Genomic DNA, 18,865 nt, shown 5'->3' on the forward strand with positions numbered 1-18,865 from the left:
TATGTAAAATAACCTAGAAATTACAAAAAACACTATAGAATCAAATTTATCTAAAGGGATACAACTTATTTACAATCACTTCTTTATTTCAATACTATATATAGAATTATGATAATTCTTAGATATATTTTCCAATACAGGAATATGTCTTAAAGTTATTTTTTTATAATAATGTTTTTCTGACCCTTCTGCTGTAATAATCAAATCATTACCATCTATTTCTAGATTTACATTTTCTTCTTCTATTCCAGGTAGTTCCACTACAATTATGATTTTATCTCCTTCATCAAATATGTGGGTTATAGGATCAATTATCTCTTTACTGTTTTCAGAGACATTTGCCGAAGAGCCTGTATGTGATTTATGATTATCGTTTTCAATCATATCCAAAATCATATTCATAAATTCATCCCTATTTCTAATTAAGGATTTAATATTATTTGACCCATTACATTCTTTCCTTTTCATAATTTTAATTCCCCTCAGTAATTATAATTTTTTAATATCATGAAATGAATTTATATGTACTATAACTATTATATGCATCAATGGTATTTATAATCACTTGATATTAATATCATAAGCTGAATCGATAAAATCGATTCAGCTGTAAATATGATCAATATTATGCAGGCAGAACAGGTCTTTAGCATAAGTTTTTAATTTATTTAATGTTTTATTTTAACAGACTTTGTCAATATTTAATAATCCATCACCAATTTTTTAAAGATCCTGCCATTATAAATTTTAAGCTTCTGTGAATCTAATATCTATTAATCCCTTTTTAAATGTCTATTGTGTCTTTAATATATACTATTATTACCCCTTCATATCTGTTACAGATCTTTAGCTCTTTTACATTAAATTGTGCTTAATCCAAGAATGGCTTCATAAAAAGTTAATTTATGGTATAATGTGTTTGTAAAGTTATCTGAAAGAGGCTGTCAAAGTGGCATTCTTCAACTGAAAATTATTTACCAAATATTTATCACACATTTTTTTAAATATTATAAAAAACGCCGAAAAATGATTGGAGGAAAATACTTGAATAATCCACATAATGATTACATTAATAGATTAAAAATCTACACAGATTCAATTAAAGAACAAAATAGTTCAATAAAAACTATAGAATACTTGAGACTTCTTACTCTAATAGTAGGTATTAGTATTACCATTTATACTTTCAATACCAATAATTATTTTGTAAGTATAATAATTTCTATTTTCTCATTGGCTATCTTTATTTATTTAGTTAACCAGCACAACAAAGAGGTAAGAAAAAGAAAATATTTCACTGCTTTAAGGGATATAAATGAATCTGCCCTAAAGAGACTAAAGGGGCAATGGAGAAATTTCAAAGATGACGGAAGTGAATTTAAACATAAAGAACATCCTTATTCAGAAGACTTGGATATATTAGGTGAGAATTCCCTATTTCAGTGGATTAATACTTGCAAAACATTTATGGGGAGAGAATCTCTAAAAAACCGACTTTTAAATCCCCTTGAAACACCTTCTGATATAAGTATGGTTCAAGAATCATTACAGGAACTAGCTGTGGATTTAAAATGGCGTCAACTATTTGAATCTGAAGCAATAGTTATTCCTTCAGAACCTATTAACCCAGAGGAATTATATAAATGGGGAAAAGCCAGAAATGAGTTATATATAAAATCCTGGTTTGCTTTCACAATTAAATTACTGCCTTTTTTAACAATAATGTTAATGATTTTATCTTATAGTACCTCTTTGATAAGTTTTAAATTGCCCTACATTATGCTTATAATTCAAATATTACTTTTATTTATAGATGTAAAAAAAAGAAATGCCACATTTAAAAGTCTTTACAAATACAAAAATAGTATAACTATATATTTAAAAATGTTAACTTTAATTGAGGAAAAAGATTTTAAAAACAGATATTTAAAACAATTGAGAGCTAATCTGCTGACTTCTAAAAATATATCTGCAGTAAAATCCATAAAAAAACTATCTGCTATATATAATAAAGTATGTGATAGAAAAAATATGTTGTCTATAGTCCTTAATATATTATTTCTATGGGACTATCAGTGCATAGTAGAATTTGAAAAATGGAGAGTTAAATCGGGCAATAATCTGGAAAAATGGTTTAACACTATAGGTGAATTTGAAGCATTAAATAGTATTTCAAATATTATCTACGATAATCCAGATTGGGCTATGCCCTTAATTTCAGATAATACTTATATAATCAAAGCTGCTGAATTAGGTCATCCTCTTTTAGGTAATACGAGAGTATGTAATAACATTACAATAGATAATAAAAAAAACATTTTATTAATAACAGGTTCAAATATGTCTGGTAAAAGTACTTTTCTAAGAACTGTAGGTTTGAATTTAGTACTAAGTTACATTGGAGCTCCTGTATGCGCAAAAAAATTTCAGTGCTCACTTATGGAGGTATTTACCTGCATGAGAATAAGAGATGACTTAGAAAATAATATCTCCTCCTTTTATGCAGAAATATTAAGGATAAAGATGATCGTTGAGAATGTAAAGAAAACTTCAAAGGTATTTTTTCTTTTAGATGAGTTGTTTAAAGGAACTAATTCTATTGACAGACACCTTGGTGCAAAAGCACTGATAAAACAATTAGGGGGCCAGGGAGCCTCAGGATTGATTTCCACCCATGACTTGGAACTTTGTAGTTTAGAGCAGGAATATCCTAGAATCAAAAATTACCACTTTCGGGAATACTATTTAGACAATGAATTAAAATTTGATTACAAAATTCGAAATGGAATATCTACTACCAGAAATGCTAAATACCTTATCAAACTGGCAGGTATAGATTTTGAACAACAATAAAAAGACTTATCAATTTTTAAGATAAGTCTTTTTATACAAATTATATATACCTAAATACCTTTATATAGACTTTTCTATTCCTTGGTCCATCAAATTCACAAAAATAAATGCCCTGCCATGTTCCCAATTTCAACTCTCTATTTTCAATAATAACATTACAAGAAGAACCCATTAATGATGCCTTTATGTGAGCATGGGAGTTGCCTTCTATATGTAAGTATCCATTCTGCCTTGGAAAGGCCTTATTAAGTCCTGCTAAAATATCTTCTACAACATCAGGATCGGCATTTTCATTTATTGTAACCCCTGCAGTAGTATGAGGAATAAAAATTACAGCCATGCCATCTTTCACATTATTTTTTCTTACGGTTTCCCTAACAAGAGCTGTTATGTCTATAAATTCTTGTTCTTGTTTAGTCTTTAATAAATATTCCATATTAATCCCCTCATATTTTATCAATCTTTGACCCCTACGGCCTTTTTAGCTAATAAATCAGCCATATCATTATACTTATCTTCTCCAGAGTGAGCTTTAACTTTTTTAAATTTTATATCTATTTTTTTCATGTATTTTTGCATAAATTCTTTATAATCCTTTGTCAATACCTTGTTAGCCTTCCATTCACCTTTAGCCCAACATTCAATTCCCATATAATCGTAAACTATAGTTATCTCTTTAAAGTCATTTGCAATAGCCAATTCAACAGCTTTTAATGCTCCTCTTATTTCCCCAAAAACATTTTTGCTTTCATTCATTTCCATGCTTCTAAACGCACCCAAATCTTTAAAAATAACCTGATCATTTTGCACCAGAACCAAACCATAACCTGCCACTTTTTCTTTGTTATTAAAGGAACCATCTACATAGGCATAAAGAGCATTACGTTCTTTTTTAGTATCTTCAAGCTGCATATTTTCATCTATATTATCTTTTTTATCCGTAAGTTCTGCAAATATTTCAGCTTCTTTACGACTCGTAAATTTCTTATACTTAGCGCCAGAAAAACCCTTTATCTGTTCTTCACACTCAGCCCATGCATCATAAACCCCTGGTTTGCGTCCCTGTTTAACAGCATAAAAATTTGCCACAATACATCCTCCTAAAATAACAATTTTATAGTAAATTAATTATACCCCAGAAATACATTTATTTCTATAAAAACAGTATAAGGATTATTTTTTATAGCTATACTATCCTGGCTATTAAAAACATAGTTTTCATTCCAAGATTAGTAAATTTCTCTTCATATTCTGTGACTACATTGTCAGTAAAACCACTGTCATGTAAATCATAAGTTATATAATCTATACTAAATCCACTTTCCACAAAATACTCCTGTGATTCCTCAAAAAGCCCCCTATCATCTGTTTTAAACCATACCTCACTTTTGGGCTTTAAAAACTTTTTATAAATATTCAAAAATCCAGTATGGGTAAGCCTCCTTTTTTTCTGTCTTCTTTTTGGCCAGGGATTACAGAAATTTATGTATATCCTCCCTACCTCATCTCTGTCAAAAACATTTTCAATCTTTGATATATTCATAGGTATTATCCTTATATTCTCAGCTTCAGCTTCTACAACCTTTTTCAGTGCATAAATTAAAACTTCATCCTTTAAATCAATTCCAATATAATTTATATGTTTATTGTTCAGTGCCTGTGTACATAAAAATTTTCCTCTTCCACAACCCAACTCCAAATATATTTCTCCATCATTCTTAAATTCATCCTTCCATTTTCCTTTAAATAGAGAAGGGTTTATTATAGTCAGGTTACTAGCTTCCATCTCAGGTCTAGCCCACCACTTTTTTCTCAGTCTCATAATTTGAAAATTCCTTTCTTTTATTTAAAATTTTTTATCAAAATTAAAGCTATTTCTACAATATACGATAATCATAAGTACTTATATTATACTAATTTATATTCAGGTTGTGAAAATTATGGAATACTTTGTAGAAGAACTTAAAAATAAAAAAATAATTGCTGCTGATGATATAAAAATTCTTAAAAACTATATTAATAAAAAGTACTCCAAAGCTGATGCTAAAGAAAAAGCAAAAATGCTTTCTAACACTATACATCGTATTTTAGATTCAAATCTAAAAGAGCTTCCAGAAGATTATAGGCAAACTATAAAAATAGATATTCTAAAAAGTACATTTTCTCAAAATAAGACCTCTATTTTCATGTATGATGCATTTAACTGCTGCATGAAAAATGAATATTTGAAACAAAATTCAAAAAAAGAAATCCTCAAATGGATAAATGCACACATAAAAAATAAGATTGAAGAAAATGATTTAAATATATACATAGGTATACCACAGAATACAATTTCACAGGATATAAAAATAGACCTGTCAAAAGTTAATGATGGTTATCCCGCTGCATCTTTGGACTTAAAAGCCCCTATAGTTATTCCTGATAAATCGATAAAAATAACAAAAGATTACAAATCAAATAAAAAACCTTTAATTTTTGCCATACTGAGTGCTATATTAATTCTTGAAATAATAGGACAATCCTTTCATGGAAAAAATATTCTAAAAGCTTCTTTTTCCCTTATTTCAGCTTCCGAAAGAAAAGGTATATATATAAAAAATATTATTGAAGAAGTGACTCTAGAGGATTATAACAAGAACCACCCCAATAAATATCTTCCCGAGTATTTAAAATACCAAAAAGTAGATACACATAAACTAAAAGCCTTTTTAAATAGTCGTAATTCACTTTTATGCAAAGAGCCTTACTTTTCCACCATAATGACTACAGCAAGAGAATTCAATCTAAATCCTATTTTACTCTTTGCTATAACTGGACAAGAACAAAATTTTGTGCCTATAAATACCAATAATGCATATAAGATAGCAAATAATCCTTTTAATGTATATCACAGCTGGCAGGAATATAATACCAACATAAGTGATTCATCAAAAATAGCAGCTAATACAATTATAAATTTATCTGAAAACAGACCAGAGGAAAATAATCCCTTTATATGGATAGGAAAAAAATATGCGGAAGATACAAACTGGGGAAATGGAGTTCAATCCATTTTTGAAGAAATCAACAGCTATTTTTCATCTAATAACTAAAAATAAAACTTCCAATTCAACTTATTGGAAGTTTTATTCAGTTGTCAATTAAAATATACTATTGGCTATACTGATAAACATATTATATAACATATAAGATGGAACACCTACTATATATCTGGCTAAAGGTGTAGCTACAAACAGTACCAGTATAATCAACTGATATCTATATACAGTACCTGATATTCTATAAAATACTGAAGGAAATAAATCTTTTAGTATATGAAATCCATCCAAACCAGGCAGGGGTATCAAATTAAACACAGCCAACATGCAATTTATATTTATAACATACAAAATAATTTTGATTATTATATTGGAAATTGGAGTAGACTCCATAGATAATAATCCAAATCTATATATAACCACTGTTAAAATAGCCGCTAAAAAGGCTATTATTAAATTGGCCAGAGGTCCTGCTACGGAAACTTTTAAATCATCCCTATTTTTATTTTTAAAAGCACCTGGATTTATTTCAACAGGTTTAGCCCAGCCAAATCCTACCAGCAGTATCATTATAAATCCTATAATATCTACATGTGCAAATGGATTTAAAGTAAGTCTTCCCTGAAATTTAGGGGTTTTATCTCCCAATCTATCTGCTACAAATGCATGTGCAAATTCATGAAAGGTAAGACCTATAAGTATAGCCGGTATAATGAGTATTTTTTCCAGTATTTTTTCATTCAAATGATTTCATCCCTTCTTTTCAACTAATTCAATAGCGTTTTTTCTAATTTTCCATTACTTACAGAGGCAATCCCTCCATCATATATCCCTATAAAATTTCCTTTATATGTATATTGTTTCCCACTTCCTACCTCTTGAACAATTCCTTCTAGAGCATTGTTTATATATATTTTCCCGGAAGGCATTACAAACACATTTTTTTTGTCTACAAATTGATTTAAATTTATATTTTGATAATCATACCCACCAGAATCTATGGTTCCACAATATATATTTGATATCTTGCCATCTTTTTCATCTCCTATATATACTCTATCATTTTCATCTATTCCTACCCATACGGGTTTATTTTCAATTCCATGAATAGTAAGGGGCTCATCTTCATCAGTTATATATATATCATTATGTACACTATCTTCATATATTAATTTGTCTTGAAGATATAAAATCCCTATTTGACCTACTATATAAGAATTTAAAGGTATTTTTTCTACTTTTTTCATTATATCCACTCTGTATATAGTGGTTCTCATACCTTTACTTTCCATTTTAACATATATTACATTGGTAAGATGTGATTCCTGTATATTATCAATTTTAGCTTCCGTGTCTGACCAGTCTAATTCTTTTATATTTTCCTTTATATCCTTATCTACTTCATAATAAGACAATTCAAATTTTGAACCTTCCTGTGAATCTTCTTTTTCAGCAATAAGTATTCTACTTCTATCCTGAAGCCACTTATAAAAAGATACCTGAACTCCATCCTCAAATTCCAGGCTTTTCTCATCACCGGTTTTTGAATCCACTACTTTCAAAGTGTTTTCCTGACAATATGCCAGATATCTCCCATCAAAGGATACAGTAATATTTTCGGCATCTTCTGGAATTTTTATTTCAACTTCTGATTTTTTAGGCTCACTTTTTACAATTTTTTTAGTTTTTAATTTTATTTCAGAAGATAAGAAATAATTATTTATATAAAGCAGTCCTGCAAATTGTATTATCAAGGATATAGCGATCCAAATAACAGTTCTTTTAAAAATTTTCATCTTGTACTCCCCTTTTAATAGTCATATATAATACCTTTATTTCTCTACATACACAATAGAAGGTATTGATCTTTCACCTAAAGGATCGCAGGGATTATTTATTACTTCTCCTTCATAGTACATGGTAGAAGAAGAACCTCCATCTAAATTTATAGCATTTACAGCACCATATTCAAGCATTATATTCTGAACATCCTTTAAAGAGGCTCCTATACTTTTAGTCTGTCTTCCATCTATAACAAGAAACAGCATAGCACCATCTTCTCTTTGACCTATGGCAGTTCTAGGGGCAATTCCCCAACCGCCATCCCCAGATTTTATAGTTCCTTTTCCATTTACCACTAGTGCAGGTTCAAAGGATATAGCTTCTGTAACTCCCTTTTCTTTCATTTCATTTAAGCTGTAACTTCCCACAAGAAGCTGTCCTTTATTTGTAATTGCCATTGCCTGAGTTTTTTGGTCATCATCATTTATATCATTAGATATGACATTTCCCTTACTCATAAGTATACCTGTAGGTTTTCCACCAGTACCGGTCCATTCACTATCTTCAGAAGATCTATCTGTAAATCCTCCACCATTTATGGCCGCTACAGCATTATTATCCTTTGCAATCTTACTTGTAAGTTCTCCTGCTACTCCTAGCTTCTTGCTATAGCCTACCTTAACCCTAGTAGGATCATGTACTATAAGCATATATCCCTTAAATTTTTTACCATCACTTACTTCTTCCATCTCTATACTGCTGTCATGTTCATTTTTAAACTCCAGAGTTCCTGAATCATCCTGTTGTATTTGTTCTGCTGTATTTCCACTCAATATCTTTTTTATTTCATTATCCGACAAAAATATTTTTGCAATATACTGATGGCTTAAAGTTGTCATGGCAGCACCTACTATAGTCCTTTTTACATTCTCAAAAGGACCATAAAATACCAAAAAAGGAGCTGTCATACCTGTAAATATAAATTCAAACACTAAAAAACAAATTACAAGTTTCCAAAATGACTTCTTCTTTTTACCTCCAGTTTCCCTTTTTTTCATATATTAAAACTCTTCCTTTCTAAAATTCTACAACTAAATTAAAAATACACTCTTCAATATTGTACAATAAATGATAAAAGTTTTAAATAGAAATAATTTCATACATCAATGAATATTTTGTAAAAGGCACTCAAAAAAGATACTAAATTTGCATGTCCTTTAATTTTTTAGACAAACAATAATTTAGTATCTTTATAAATATATAAATACAAATTACAATTTTTTAGAAGCCTCATAGGCCAGAGGGGATCTTTCACATTCATCATGCTTTAAAGTAATCTGGTAACAAAGACTGCTTCCTTTCATTTTTTCTGATGCATAACATAATCCATTGGATCTAGAATCTAAAAAAGCTTGATCTATTTGTTCAGGATCTCCTACTAGTAATAGTTTAGTGCCAACCCCCACTCTAGTTATGATAGCTTTCACTTGTTTAGGCGTCAAATTTTGCGCTTCATCAATTATAAGCCAATTTCTAACAATAGAACGTCCTCTCAAATAACCTACGGCTTCTGTGGTTATAATTCTTCTATCAAATAATTCATGAATCTTGTCCTCTAATTCCTTTTCATTTTTATATCTTTCCTTTTCATCTGAATCTACCAATATTTCTAAATTATCTAAAATAGGCCTCATGAAAGGGGATATCTTCTCCTGCTCTGTACCTGGAAGAAAGCCTATATCTTCATCCATGGTAACATTAGGCCTGCAAATTAACATTTTTCTATAACTTCCCTTGTTTTCCTCTATTATATTGTGAAGTCCTACCGCTAATGAAAACAAAGTTTTTGCTGTTCCTGCAGGTCCCTTTATTATTACAAGAGGTGCTTTACTGGCATCTGTAAGCAGTGCCTCCAGCATAAATTTTTGCCCTACATTTCTGGGAGTTATACCCAAAGGTGTACTATCTTTAAAATAAAGCTGTACAATCTTTTTACCATCAAATCTTCCAAGAGCGGTTTGTTTAGGATTTTCAAGACAATGTATTATAACAAATTCATTCATATAAAAGGTTGGAAAAAAATATTTTTCAGTATTCTCATCATAACAGGTAACTTTATCTATTTCTATACATTTGTCCTTATAAAAATTTGTTATATTGTCTTTAGAAGTATACACCTCTATTCTGCCTGTATATTGACTGTCATCTTCCGGTACAACTTTTTCATAAAAATCTTCCACATTTATATCTATTATATCTGCTTTAATTCTTTCAAAAATATCTTTGGTTATCAAGCAAGTATTTTCTCCTCGCTCTTTAAGACCTTTACATACTTGTATTATTCTATTATCCGGTTTGCTTCTGTCCCAAGCTGGTGGTATCTGAGTATCATAATGATTCATCTCAACCCTAAGCTTTCCACCACCTGGCAGCTCCACCCCTTTATTAAGTTTTCCTTTTTTTCTAAAGTAATCTATCAATCTAGCTGCATGTCTTGCGCTAGCTCCCAGATCGCTTTTATCCTTTTTAAAATCATCTAATTCTTCTAATACAACTTCAGGTATAACCACATCATTATCTCCAAAAGATAGGATAGCTCCAGGTGAATATAGAATAACATTTGTATCTAAAACATATGTCTTCTTCAAATCCATTCCTCCCCTCTTCTAATATTATAATATATTCATTTAAATATATAAATGTATTTATTTTTACAAAAAAGTTATATCAGACTAGTGAAAAAGCTAAAATGCTCATGATATAAAGAAAGAGCATAGAATAACTTCTATGCTCTTGAAAAAACTTCTGTAAGTTCCGCTATAACTCCATTTTTAACTTCTGCCTTTAACTCCACAAGCCATTCAGGAGATAAAACTAAAACAGTTCCATCCTCCTCATCAAAATTAAATTCATCTACATTATATTTCTGAAGTTCCTCTGGAATACTTAAAATATTAATGCCCTCAGTCTCCTTGCCCACTAAAAATTGCTTTACCTTTTCTTTTAATTTATCATCCATAACTTACTATACCCCCTTTGTTTACTTTATTGTAAATTTTTTCCTTTTAATTGTCAATAGTTTTTACCTCTTTATATATATTTTTTCTTAAAATAGTTGCTATAATATAAGTGTTCCTATAAAAATAAATATAATTGACTTTTAAATGAAAGGATATTTTAATATGATTGAATTAATTAACGTAACTAAAAGTTATAGTAAAAAAATAAAAGCTGTGGATAGTATAAATCTTACTATAAATGATGGAGAAATATTTGGCTTTTTAGGACATAATGGAGCTGGAAAAACAACTACACTAAAAATGATAACAGGTATATTACATCCTGATGAAGGGGATATAAGGCTTAATGGTATAAATATAAAAGACCAGCCTATAAAAGCTAAAATGGAGATTGGATATGTGCCTGACAATCCTGATATGTTTTTAAGACTTAAAGGCATTGAATATTTAAATTTCATGTCAGATATGTATGAAGTTCCTTCAAGTATAAGAAATAAAAGAATTGAAGATTTATCCAGAAGACTTAACTTATATGACGAACTAGACGACAAAATTCAAAGTTATTCCCATGGAATGAGACAAAAAATCGTTTTAATAGGAGCTTTGATTCATGAACCTCCTATTTGGGTATTAGATGAACCAATGACGGGACTTGATCCAAAGGCATCCTTTATACTTAAAGAAATGATGAGAGAACATACAAGTGCAGGAAAAACAGTATTTTTCTCTACACATGTTTTAGAAGTAGCAGAAAAAATTTGTGATAAAGTGGCTATTATAAATAAAGGCAGAATTTTATTCAGCGGTACCCTGAATGAAATGAGAGAACATTTCAAGGTTAACCAATCTCTTGAAAGTATGTTTTTGGAGCTTACAGAAAATGAATAAATATATTTCTCTTACAAAAGTATTTTTAAAAAATAGTTCCTCAAACTTTTTAAAAGATAAAAAGGGTTCTCTCTCAAAAACTATAAAACAACTGCTGCTTTACGCTGTAATAATACTTTCTCTACTCCCCCTTATTAGTATGTTTGGAATAGCAACTACATCCTCTTATGATATTTTAAAACCATTAAATCAAGAAGGTATAATTTTATCTGCTGCCATGTCAATTTCAAGTGCTGTTATATTTACCTTTGGTATATTTTTTATAATGTCTGTATTTTATTTTTCTTCTGATGTTGATACCATTTTGGTATTGCCAGTTAAACCCTGGATAATCCTGATGTCGAAATTTACTATAGTTTTAATATATGAATATATTACTGAAATCGTAGTACTTATGCCCGTTATGGTGGCCTTTGGAGTAAAAAGCAGTGCAGGATTGATTTATTATATATATAGTATAATAATATTTTTAACTCTACCTATTGTACCTCTAATAATTGCAGGATTAATTACCATATTGATTATGAGGTTCTCAGGCTTTACTAAAAACAAAGACCGCTTCAAAACCATAGCTCAAATATGCATTTTAATCTTTGTATTGGGTATAAATTTGATATTACAGAAATTAGGAAAAGGATTTTCCAGTGGTGCAGATATGGCTAAACTTCTTGCTCAAGGAAATAATTCACTATTAAAATCCTCCTCTAAAATATTTATTAATATAAGATATGCTGTGGAATCACTTATAAGTGGCAGCAGTTTGACTGGAATATTAAATATGCTTTTATATTTATTAATTACAGCAATACTTCTAACAATATTTATAATTTTTTCAGAAGCTTTTTATATAAAAGGTGTTATAGGAATGAATCAAATTCAAGCGAAGCATAAAGTACTAACTTCGTCTGAAATAACTAAAAAATCTGCTAAAAAATCTAAAGTATTAACCTATACAGTTAAAGAATTGAAAATTTTATTTAGAACACCTGTGTATTTTATGAACTGTGTAATTATGAATTTTATATGGCCTTTATTTTTGATTATACCTTTGGTAAGTCAAAAAGATTTCATCAAAAATTTCATATATATGCGCAGATATTTTAATACAATAATATCAGATAATGTAACACTTGGTATTTCTATATCCATAGTTTTTGGTGTATCTTTAATGCTTTCAATAATAAATCCTATTGGATGCACTGCAATTTCAAGAGAAGGGAAAAATATTTTTGTGAATAAATACATTCCTATGGACTATAAAAATCAATTGCTGTCCAAAGCACTGGCAGCTTTTATAATAAATTTTTCAGGCATTATGCTTATGATCTTTTTAATTACCATCATTGTAAGACCTACCTTACATATTTTCATTATAATGATTTTACTATCAGCCATAGGGACTATATTTTCAATTTTTTTAGGTATAATTATAGATCTTAATTATCCAAGACTCAACTGGGATAATGAACAAAGGGCAGTAAAACAAAATTTTAATGTTCTAGTAATCATGATTTTAGGTTCACTTATCACTGGAATAGTGATATTTTCCACCATACAACTCCATATACCTTTTCATATAATACTACCTTTAATTATTATAATATTTTCAATTATAGATATTGTATTATATAAAATAATAACTACAAGAGGAGTTAATCTTTATAAAAATATTCAATAATCTGATACCACTTAAAATATACTCGAATAAATAACAAGTTAACATGCTTACAAAGCATCATTAACTTGCTATTTATTTTTCCATATTTTATTGAGGTAAAGACACATGATACCCAAAAGAATGCCATACTCCAAAGTTATCTTTTACAGTTATGCCTCTTTGACCTCCTGATGCTGCATCAGTATAATAATTATACTTTTTTCCTACTGTATAATGGCCTTTATAATTACCTGAAAAAGTTACAGGTACAGCATCAAACTCTAATTCCATATCCGTTACTTTTAAAGCATTAGTTGTTTGGGTGGAATTGCCATAATTTGACTCAATAGTTTTTTGAACAACACTTTCAGATTTCAGCATATTAATATCATTTTGCATAGCTGTTATGGTCTCTCCATAATTCGAGTATTCTGGGTCACAAACTAAAGGTATACATAAACGCTGGCCAACTCTTAAATAATTTGGATCAATGCCTGGATTTGCTTCCAAAATACTTTCAACACTAACATTATATGCTTGTGCTATTTTATATAATGTATCACCCGGTTGAAGTATTTTTGATGTATGATTTGGTGGACAAGTTGGTATGCATATAATTTGCCCTACTCTCAGATAATAGGGATCTATTCCCGGGTTTGATGTCATTATTCCCTGGAGGCTAACCCCTAATCTGTATGCAATCCTGTTTAAAGTATCACCTGATTGTATGACATATGGATAATGAGTTGCAGGACACTGTCTATAGCAAGTGTACGGCATAAGAAGCTTTTCCTTTCCAATATATTTATTCCTATATATCCTATGTCTAAAAAATATACTTTGTTACAGTAAGCATTTAATTATAAAAATATAAGCACCGGGATACCAGTGCTTATAAGGCAATAATGCGTTTTTAAGGGGTATAACATTATTCTATTTTTACTGTAAGTTTTATCTTACATAATTACATTTTATAAACTATTTATGACAATATAGTGTCACATTAATTAACATTTTATAAAGGTAAAATTTAATTATTGCACTAAGTTTAAAATTGCTTGATAAAAAATTGGAATAAATATGGCGGGAAGCAAATTAGCAACTTTTATTTTTACTATGCCTAACAAATTAAATCCAAGACCTATTATTAAAAGACTTCCCACTGCAGTCATATCCGTAATCACAGATTGAATTAAAATTGTTTTTAATCCAAAGGCAGCAATAGTTATAATTCCCTGATAAATCAAAACAGAAATAGAAGAAATCATTACGCCAATACCTAGAGAAGAAGAAAAAATTATTGATGTTATACCATCTAACATGGATTTTGCAAAAAGTATTTTATTATTCCCTTCAAGTCCACTTTCAAGTGAACCTACTATGGCCATTGAACCTACACAGAATAAAAGACTTGCAGTAACAAAACCCTCTGAAATTTTTACATTCTTGTTTTTAAATTTATCTTCAATTTTATTTCCAAGCCTTTCAATACCATTATCAATATCTATAATTTCTCCTATAAATCCTCCTATAACCATAGAGGTTATAATTAATACAACATTAGAACTTTTAACAACACCTAATATTCCTATGTAAATTATACAAAGTGATACCCCTTGGATAATCGTATTACTTACTTTTTCAGATATACCTCCTTTAAATAAGAGTCCAACTAAACTACCCCCAACAATAGCTATAAAATTTACAATGGTTCCAATTAACACCCAACATCCCCCTTTCTAAATTTATCAAAATAAATCAATCCTGAAAATTATATCATACACTCCATATTTTAGATACATTTTTACAAAATAAAAGAGACAAGCCTAGAGCTTACCTCTTTCAAGTAACACCATATCATATTTTAAACTTTTGTACTATCTGGTTGAGATTTTGTGTAACTTCCGACTGGCTTTGGGCTGTTAATGCTACCTGTTCCATTTCTCTTGTGGTTCCATTTATTCTATCCCTTATCATTTCTATACTTTCACTGGATTTCTGGGCGGTTGATGCCATATTTTGTACTGCATCACTTACCTGATTTATTGTAGCTGCAAGTTCTTCGGACATAGATGCTATATCTTCAGACATCTTATTTACAAAGTCAGAATCATTGTAATATTTATTTCCTATATTTTCTAGTTCTGTAAACTGAGGATTTACATTTTCATTTATAAATTTCAATACTTGATTGCCATTTTCAGATAAATTTTTAAAGGCCTCCTGAACCTTTACAATAGTATCTTGAATACCTGTTACTGCCTGTGAAGACTGTTCTGCAAGTTTTCGTACTTCTTCTGCAACCACCGCAAAACCTCTTCCCTGTTCTCCTGCCCTGGCTGCTTCTATAGCTGCATTTAAAGCAAGTAAATTTGTCTGTTCTGATATACCCAAAATAGTGTCTGCCATAACCCTTATGTTATCTACTACTTTTCCATCTTTAATTGATTGTACCATATTTTCCCTATTTTCTTTATATAGATTTCTCACTTCTTCAAGGGACGCTCTACCATTTTTTTGCACTTCCATAGCTCTCTGTTTGGATTGATTGGCATTATTACTCCCCTCTGTAGCTTTTTCAGATAATTCATTTATACTAGAATCTACTTCCTCTACAGAAGCAGTTATCTCTTCTGAAGAAGCACTTGTCTCCTGAACTCCACCATATATATTATTTACTTCATTATCTATATCTCTAATTTTTGTAGACACCTCTTCTATAGTTGCATAAAGTTGTTCACTAGATGCGCTCATATCCTGAGTATTTTCTATAATAGTTCTAAGGAGATGATTCACATTTCCCTGTGCTGTATTTAATGCAACTCCTATATCAGCAAACTCGCCACCCTTTTTTATAATTATGGGTGTAGAAAAATCATATACAGCCAATCTCTGGGCAAGAAATTTTATTTTCATCAAAGAGCCTATAACATCAATCGACATGGCTATGCCAAGGCCCACAGCGATCAATAATCCTATGATAATTAATACTATCATAATTTTATTTGTCCTTACATATGTTGAATTAGTATCTAAATTAAATTCTTTCGCCTGATTAAGATTCTTAGTTATAAGTTTATCTAGATTGGAAATCATCAAGTCTGTTGTGAGAAGAAACTGCTTATATTGTTCACCTGCCTTTTCCAAATTTCCTTCATCCACAAATCCTATAATATTTTCCTTTAAGGATTTATAAGTTTTAAACTGTGATTTATATGTATTCCATATCTGTTTTTGCGTTTCATCCATTGAAAGCTTTTCATAAGATACTACATATTTTTCAGTTTCATTATCATTAGTCTCAATATCATTTTTTAAGTAATTTTTTCTGGATTCATCTTTTACATAGATAAGTTCTATAATATTACTTTTACATTGGATTAAATTTTTATTCATATCTGTTAACATATATGTACCAAGCAGTTCGTTATTATACATACTCTTAGAATTCATATTCATTGTTCTTAAAGAAAGCGTTCCTATAATACCAACTACCCCTATTAACACAGCTACAATAATAAATGATACGATTAGTTTTACTTTTATTTTAAGATTTCTTAAAAAGTTCATTATATTTCCTCCCCAATTTACATGTTTAAATTTTATAAGAACAGTTCATATACTTACCCCTGCAATTACATTTCTCGTCTTGACATTAATATAATCCTCCTTTTAAAATTTGTTATAATCTATTTCAAATTTTATATATAATAGTTATCTCGTCCAAAACTACAATTTATTTCTACAAAATTTTGTAGTTATCAGTAAATTTTCTAATTCTTTTTGTGAAAGAGGTTTGCTGAAATAATAACCTTGAATTATATTACAGCCTAAATTATTAAGAATATCCACTTGTGCCTTAGTCTCCACACCTTCCACGATTATTCTGCAATTTAAAGATTTCGATAAATCAACTATACTTCTAATTAAAATCTTATTTTTTTCATACTGTATATTATCTACAAATAATTTATCTATTTTTAATGTACTTACAGGCAGTGAAACTAAATAACTTAAGGAGGAATACCTTGTCCCAAAATCGTCAAGGGCAATATTTATATTGCTTTCAACAAGCTGATTAAATACTTTTATACTATTATCAGACATTTCTAATAAAGTCCCCTCTGTTATTTCTAATTCGAGTAAAGAAGGAGGAACATCATATTTTGTACAAAAGGCTAATACCTTATTCTTAAAGTCACTCTTCTTTAATTGAACAGGAGATATATTTACAGCAACACTATCTAACTGAATTCCTTTTTCTTTCCAGTTATGTATTGTATATATTACTTTATCCAAAACCCAATTTCCTATTTCAACTATATATCCATTCTTTTCTATAATAGGTATGAATTCTTCTGGAGAAACCCTTCCTAGTTTTTTATTATTCCATCTTAAAAGAGCTTCAACTCCTATAATTTTATTACTTAAGATATCAACTTGTGGTTGATAATAAACTTCTAATTCATTATTAAAGATGGAATTTTTTAATTCATTTTCTATTAAAATTCTTCTGCAATAAATATCAAATACTTGTTTATCAAAAAAAGCATATGGATTTTTTCCCTTTTCTTTAAAACTGTTCATTGCAAAATAACAATATTTTAATAATTCATGACCTTCTGATCCATGCTCAGGAAAAATTGATATTCCTATATTAACTTCTATGTAAATTTTATAATCCATTATTTTAAAAGGTTCTTGAAAACATCTATGTATTTTATTACATATTTTTTTCACATCCTTTATGGTATTAAACTCAGAAACTAATATTGCAAATTCATCTTCTCCCACTTTCCCTAATTCACCATATTTATCAAGAATTCTAATGATTGATTGAGAAAATAACATTAAAATTATATTCCCTATATTGTGACCTAAAATAGTATTTAAGCTTTTAAAATTATCAAATATTAATATAGATAATTGCTGCCCTGCTATTATGTAGCTTGGCCATATTTAAGGAATACTCTATTTTTTTCAGAAAAAATGCTCTATCAGATACTTTAATGATTTCATCCCAATTTTCGCTTAATTTATTTTCACTAATTTCTGACATTATGCCGGAAAATAATCTACAACATTCGGATTCACTTTTTGACATTTTACCTTTAATTAGAACCCAAGCTAAATTTTTATTTTTCAATCTGAAAGCGCTCTGATAAAATGGTTCATTCCCATTAATATATTCATATAGCTCTCTTATTACTAATGCTTTATCTTTCCCATAAGCTATATTATCAATAAATTCATACATAGTTGTTATACCCAGTAAGTCATTTTCAACAATTTTTTTGATATTTTCAGATATGAATATTTTACCGGTATCTATATTCCATTCCCATATACCATAATCTGCACCATTTAATGCACGTCTACAAATTTCACTACATTCCATTTTTGGGGAATAATATTTCTTAAGTTTATCCATATTGACATCCTTTTATCTTTCTTAATATTAAAATATTAAATTATGCTTATATAAGGTAACTTAAATTTCCTATATTCTACATTTCCATCATTTATTAAAATATCAATTGACACAAAATAAATATTATGTACTATTTAGAATATATATGCATAATTTTACTAGTTATAATATTACATTTTTATAAAAAACATAA

General features: G+C 29.1%; 18 protein-coding genes. 4 read left to right on the top strand and 14 right to left on the bottom strand.

The genetic code is table 11. The features are described 5' to 3' along the window. Positions 1–75 precede the first annotated feature (75 nt). Complete coding sequence (locus tag CKL_RS13745; protein ID WP_012103148.1) at positions 76–468, bottom strand: Hsp20/alpha crystallin family protein; 393 nt, start codon at positions 466–468, stop codon at positions 76–78. Between the two features lie 576 nt (positions 469–1,044). Between CKL_RS13745 and CKL_RS13750 the strand changes: the two genes are divergently transcribed. After that, the gene (locus CKL_RS13750) at positions 1,045–2,853 is read left to right on the top strand and encodes a MutS family DNA mismatch repair protein (RefSeq protein ID WP_012103149.1); all 1,809 of its coding nucleotides are present in this window, start codon (positions 1,045–1,047) and stop codon (positions 2,851–2,853) included. Positions 2,854–2,893: 40 nt separating this feature from the next. Here CKL_RS13750 and CKL_RS13755 read toward each other — a convergent pair whose 3' ends face one another. The 3 genes from CKL_RS13755 to trmB all read right to left on the bottom strand — a co-directional run bounded on the left by CKL_RS13755 (position 2,894) and on the right by trmB (position 4,675). Beyond that, on the bottom strand, positions 2,894–3,289 hold the full coding sequence (locus tag CKL_RS13755) for a secondary thiamine-phosphate synthase enzyme YjbQ (RefSeq protein WP_012103150.1): 396 nt from the start codon (positions 3,287–3,289) through the stop codon (positions 2,894–2,896). A gap of 20 nt (positions 3,290–3,309) precedes the next feature. Further along, a complete protein-coding gene (locus CKL_RS13760) occupies positions 3,310–3,942 on the bottom strand; it encodes a ribonuclease H1 domain-containing protein (RefSeq protein WP_012103151.1) in 633 nt (210 codons plus the stop codon). Between the two features lie 97 nt (positions 3,943–4,039). Continuing rightward, complete coding sequence (trmB, locus tag CKL_RS13765; protein ID WP_012103152.1) at positions 4,040–4,675, bottom strand: tRNA (guanosine(46)-N7)-methyltransferase TrmB; 636 nt, start codon at positions 4,673–4,675, stop codon at positions 4,040–4,042. Between the two features lie 118 nt (positions 4,676–4,793). On the opposite strand from trmB, the gene CKL_RS13770 reads away from it, so the two are divergent. After that, positions 4,794–5,948: a hypothetical protein gene (locus tag CKL_RS13770; protein WP_012103153.1), complete on the top strand. Its 1,155-nt coding sequence runs from the start codon at positions 4,794–4,796 to the stop codon at positions 5,946–5,948. A 48-nt stretch (positions 5,949–5,996) separates the two neighbouring features. Here CKL_RS13770 and CKL_RS13775 read toward each other — a convergent pair whose 3' ends face one another. From CKL_RS13775 to CKL_RS13795, 5 genes are all read right to left on the bottom strand, one after another. Continuing rightward, positions 5,997–6,638 (bottom strand): site-2 protease family protein, encoded by a 642-nt coding sequence (locus CKL_RS13775; RefSeq protein WP_012103154.1) that lies wholly within the window; start codon positions 6,636–6,638, stop codon positions 5,997–5,999. A gap of 23 nt (positions 6,639–6,661) precedes the next feature. Next, the gene (locus CKL_RS13780) at positions 6,662–7,690 is read right to left on the bottom strand and encodes a hypothetical protein (RefSeq protein ID WP_012103155.1); all 1,029 of its coding nucleotides are present in this window, start codon (positions 7,688–7,690) and stop codon (positions 6,662–6,664) included. 36 nt (positions 7,691–7,726) lie between these two features. Next, positions 7,727–8,734 (bottom strand): phosphodiester glycosidase family protein, encoded by a 1,008-nt coding sequence (locus CKL_RS13785; protein ID WP_012103156.1) that lies wholly within the window; start codon positions 8,732–8,734, stop codon positions 7,727–7,729. A gap of 213 nt (positions 8,735–8,947) precedes the next feature. Next, the gene (locus CKL_RS13790) at positions 8,948–10,324 is read right to left on the bottom strand and encodes a PhoH family protein (RefSeq protein ID WP_012103157.1); all 1,377 of its coding nucleotides are present in this window, start codon (positions 10,322–10,324) and stop codon (positions 8,948–8,950) included. Between the two features lie 137 nt (positions 10,325–10,461). Then, complete coding sequence (locus CKL_RS13795) at positions 10,462–10,695, bottom strand: hypothetical protein (protein WP_012103158.1); 234 nt, start codon at positions 10,693–10,695, stop codon at positions 10,462–10,464. A gap of 163 nt (positions 10,696–10,858) precedes the next feature. On the opposite strand from CKL_RS13795, the gene CKL_RS13800 reads away from it, so the two are divergent. Both CKL_RS13800 and CKL_RS13805 read left to right on the top strand, forming a co-directional pair. Beyond that, a complete protein-coding gene (locus tag CKL_RS13800) occupies positions 10,859–11,584 on the top strand; it encodes an ABC transporter ATP-binding protein (RefSeq protein ID WP_012103159.1) in 726 nt (241 codons plus the stop codon). Further along, positions 11,577–13,262 carry a hypothetical protein gene (locus tag CKL_RS13805; RefSeq protein ID WP_012103160.1) on the top strand — a complete coding sequence of 562 codons (1,686 nt, stop codon included), beginning with the start codon at positions 11,577–11,579 and terminating at the stop codon, positions 13,260–13,262. Before CKL_RS13800 ends, CKL_RS13805 begins: the two co-directional genes overlap by 8 nt. 87 nt (positions 13,263–13,349) lie before the next feature. Here CKL_RS13805 and CKL_RS13810 read toward each other — a convergent pair whose 3' ends face one another. The 5 genes from CKL_RS13810 to CKL_RS21365 form a co-directional block, all read right to left on the bottom strand. Next, entirely contained in the window at positions 13,350–14,021 is a 672-nt protein-coding gene (locus CKL_RS13810) for a LysM peptidoglycan-binding domain-containing protein (protein ID WP_012103161.1), read from the bottom strand. A gap of 254 nt (positions 14,022–14,275) precedes the next feature. Next, positions 14,276–14,965 carry a DUF554 domain-containing protein gene (locus CKL_RS13815; RefSeq protein WP_012103162.1) on the bottom strand — a complete coding sequence of 230 codons (690 nt, stop codon included), beginning with the start codon at positions 14,963–14,965 and terminating at the stop codon, positions 14,276–14,278. 133 nt (positions 14,966–15,098) lie between these two features. Then, positions 15,099–16,811 (bottom strand): methyl-accepting chemotaxis protein, encoded by a 1,713-nt coding sequence (locus CKL_RS13820; RefSeq protein ID WP_012103163.1) that lies wholly within the window; start codon positions 16,809–16,811, stop codon positions 15,099–15,101. 159 nt (positions 16,812–16,970) lie between these two features. Beyond that, a complete protein-coding gene (locus tag CKL_RS13825) occupies positions 16,971–18,200 on the bottom strand; it encodes a putative bifunctional diguanylate cyclase/phosphodiesterase (protein ID WP_341271442.1) in 1,230 nt (409 codons plus the stop codon). Beyond that, the gene (locus CKL_RS21365; protein WP_012103165.1) at positions 18,148–18,672 is read right to left on the bottom strand and encodes a signal transduction protein; all 525 of its coding nucleotides are present in this window, start codon (positions 18,670–18,672) and stop codon (positions 18,148–18,150) included. Before CKL_RS21365 ends, CKL_RS13825 begins: the two co-directional genes overlap by 53 nt. Between the last annotated feature and the right edge of the window lie 193 nt (positions 18,673–18,865).

Origin of the sequence: Clostridium kluyveri DSM 555, assembly GCF_000016505.1 — a bacterium.
GTDB lineage: Bacteria > Bacillota > Clostridia > Clostridiales > Clostridiaceae > Clostridium_B > Clostridium_B kluyveri.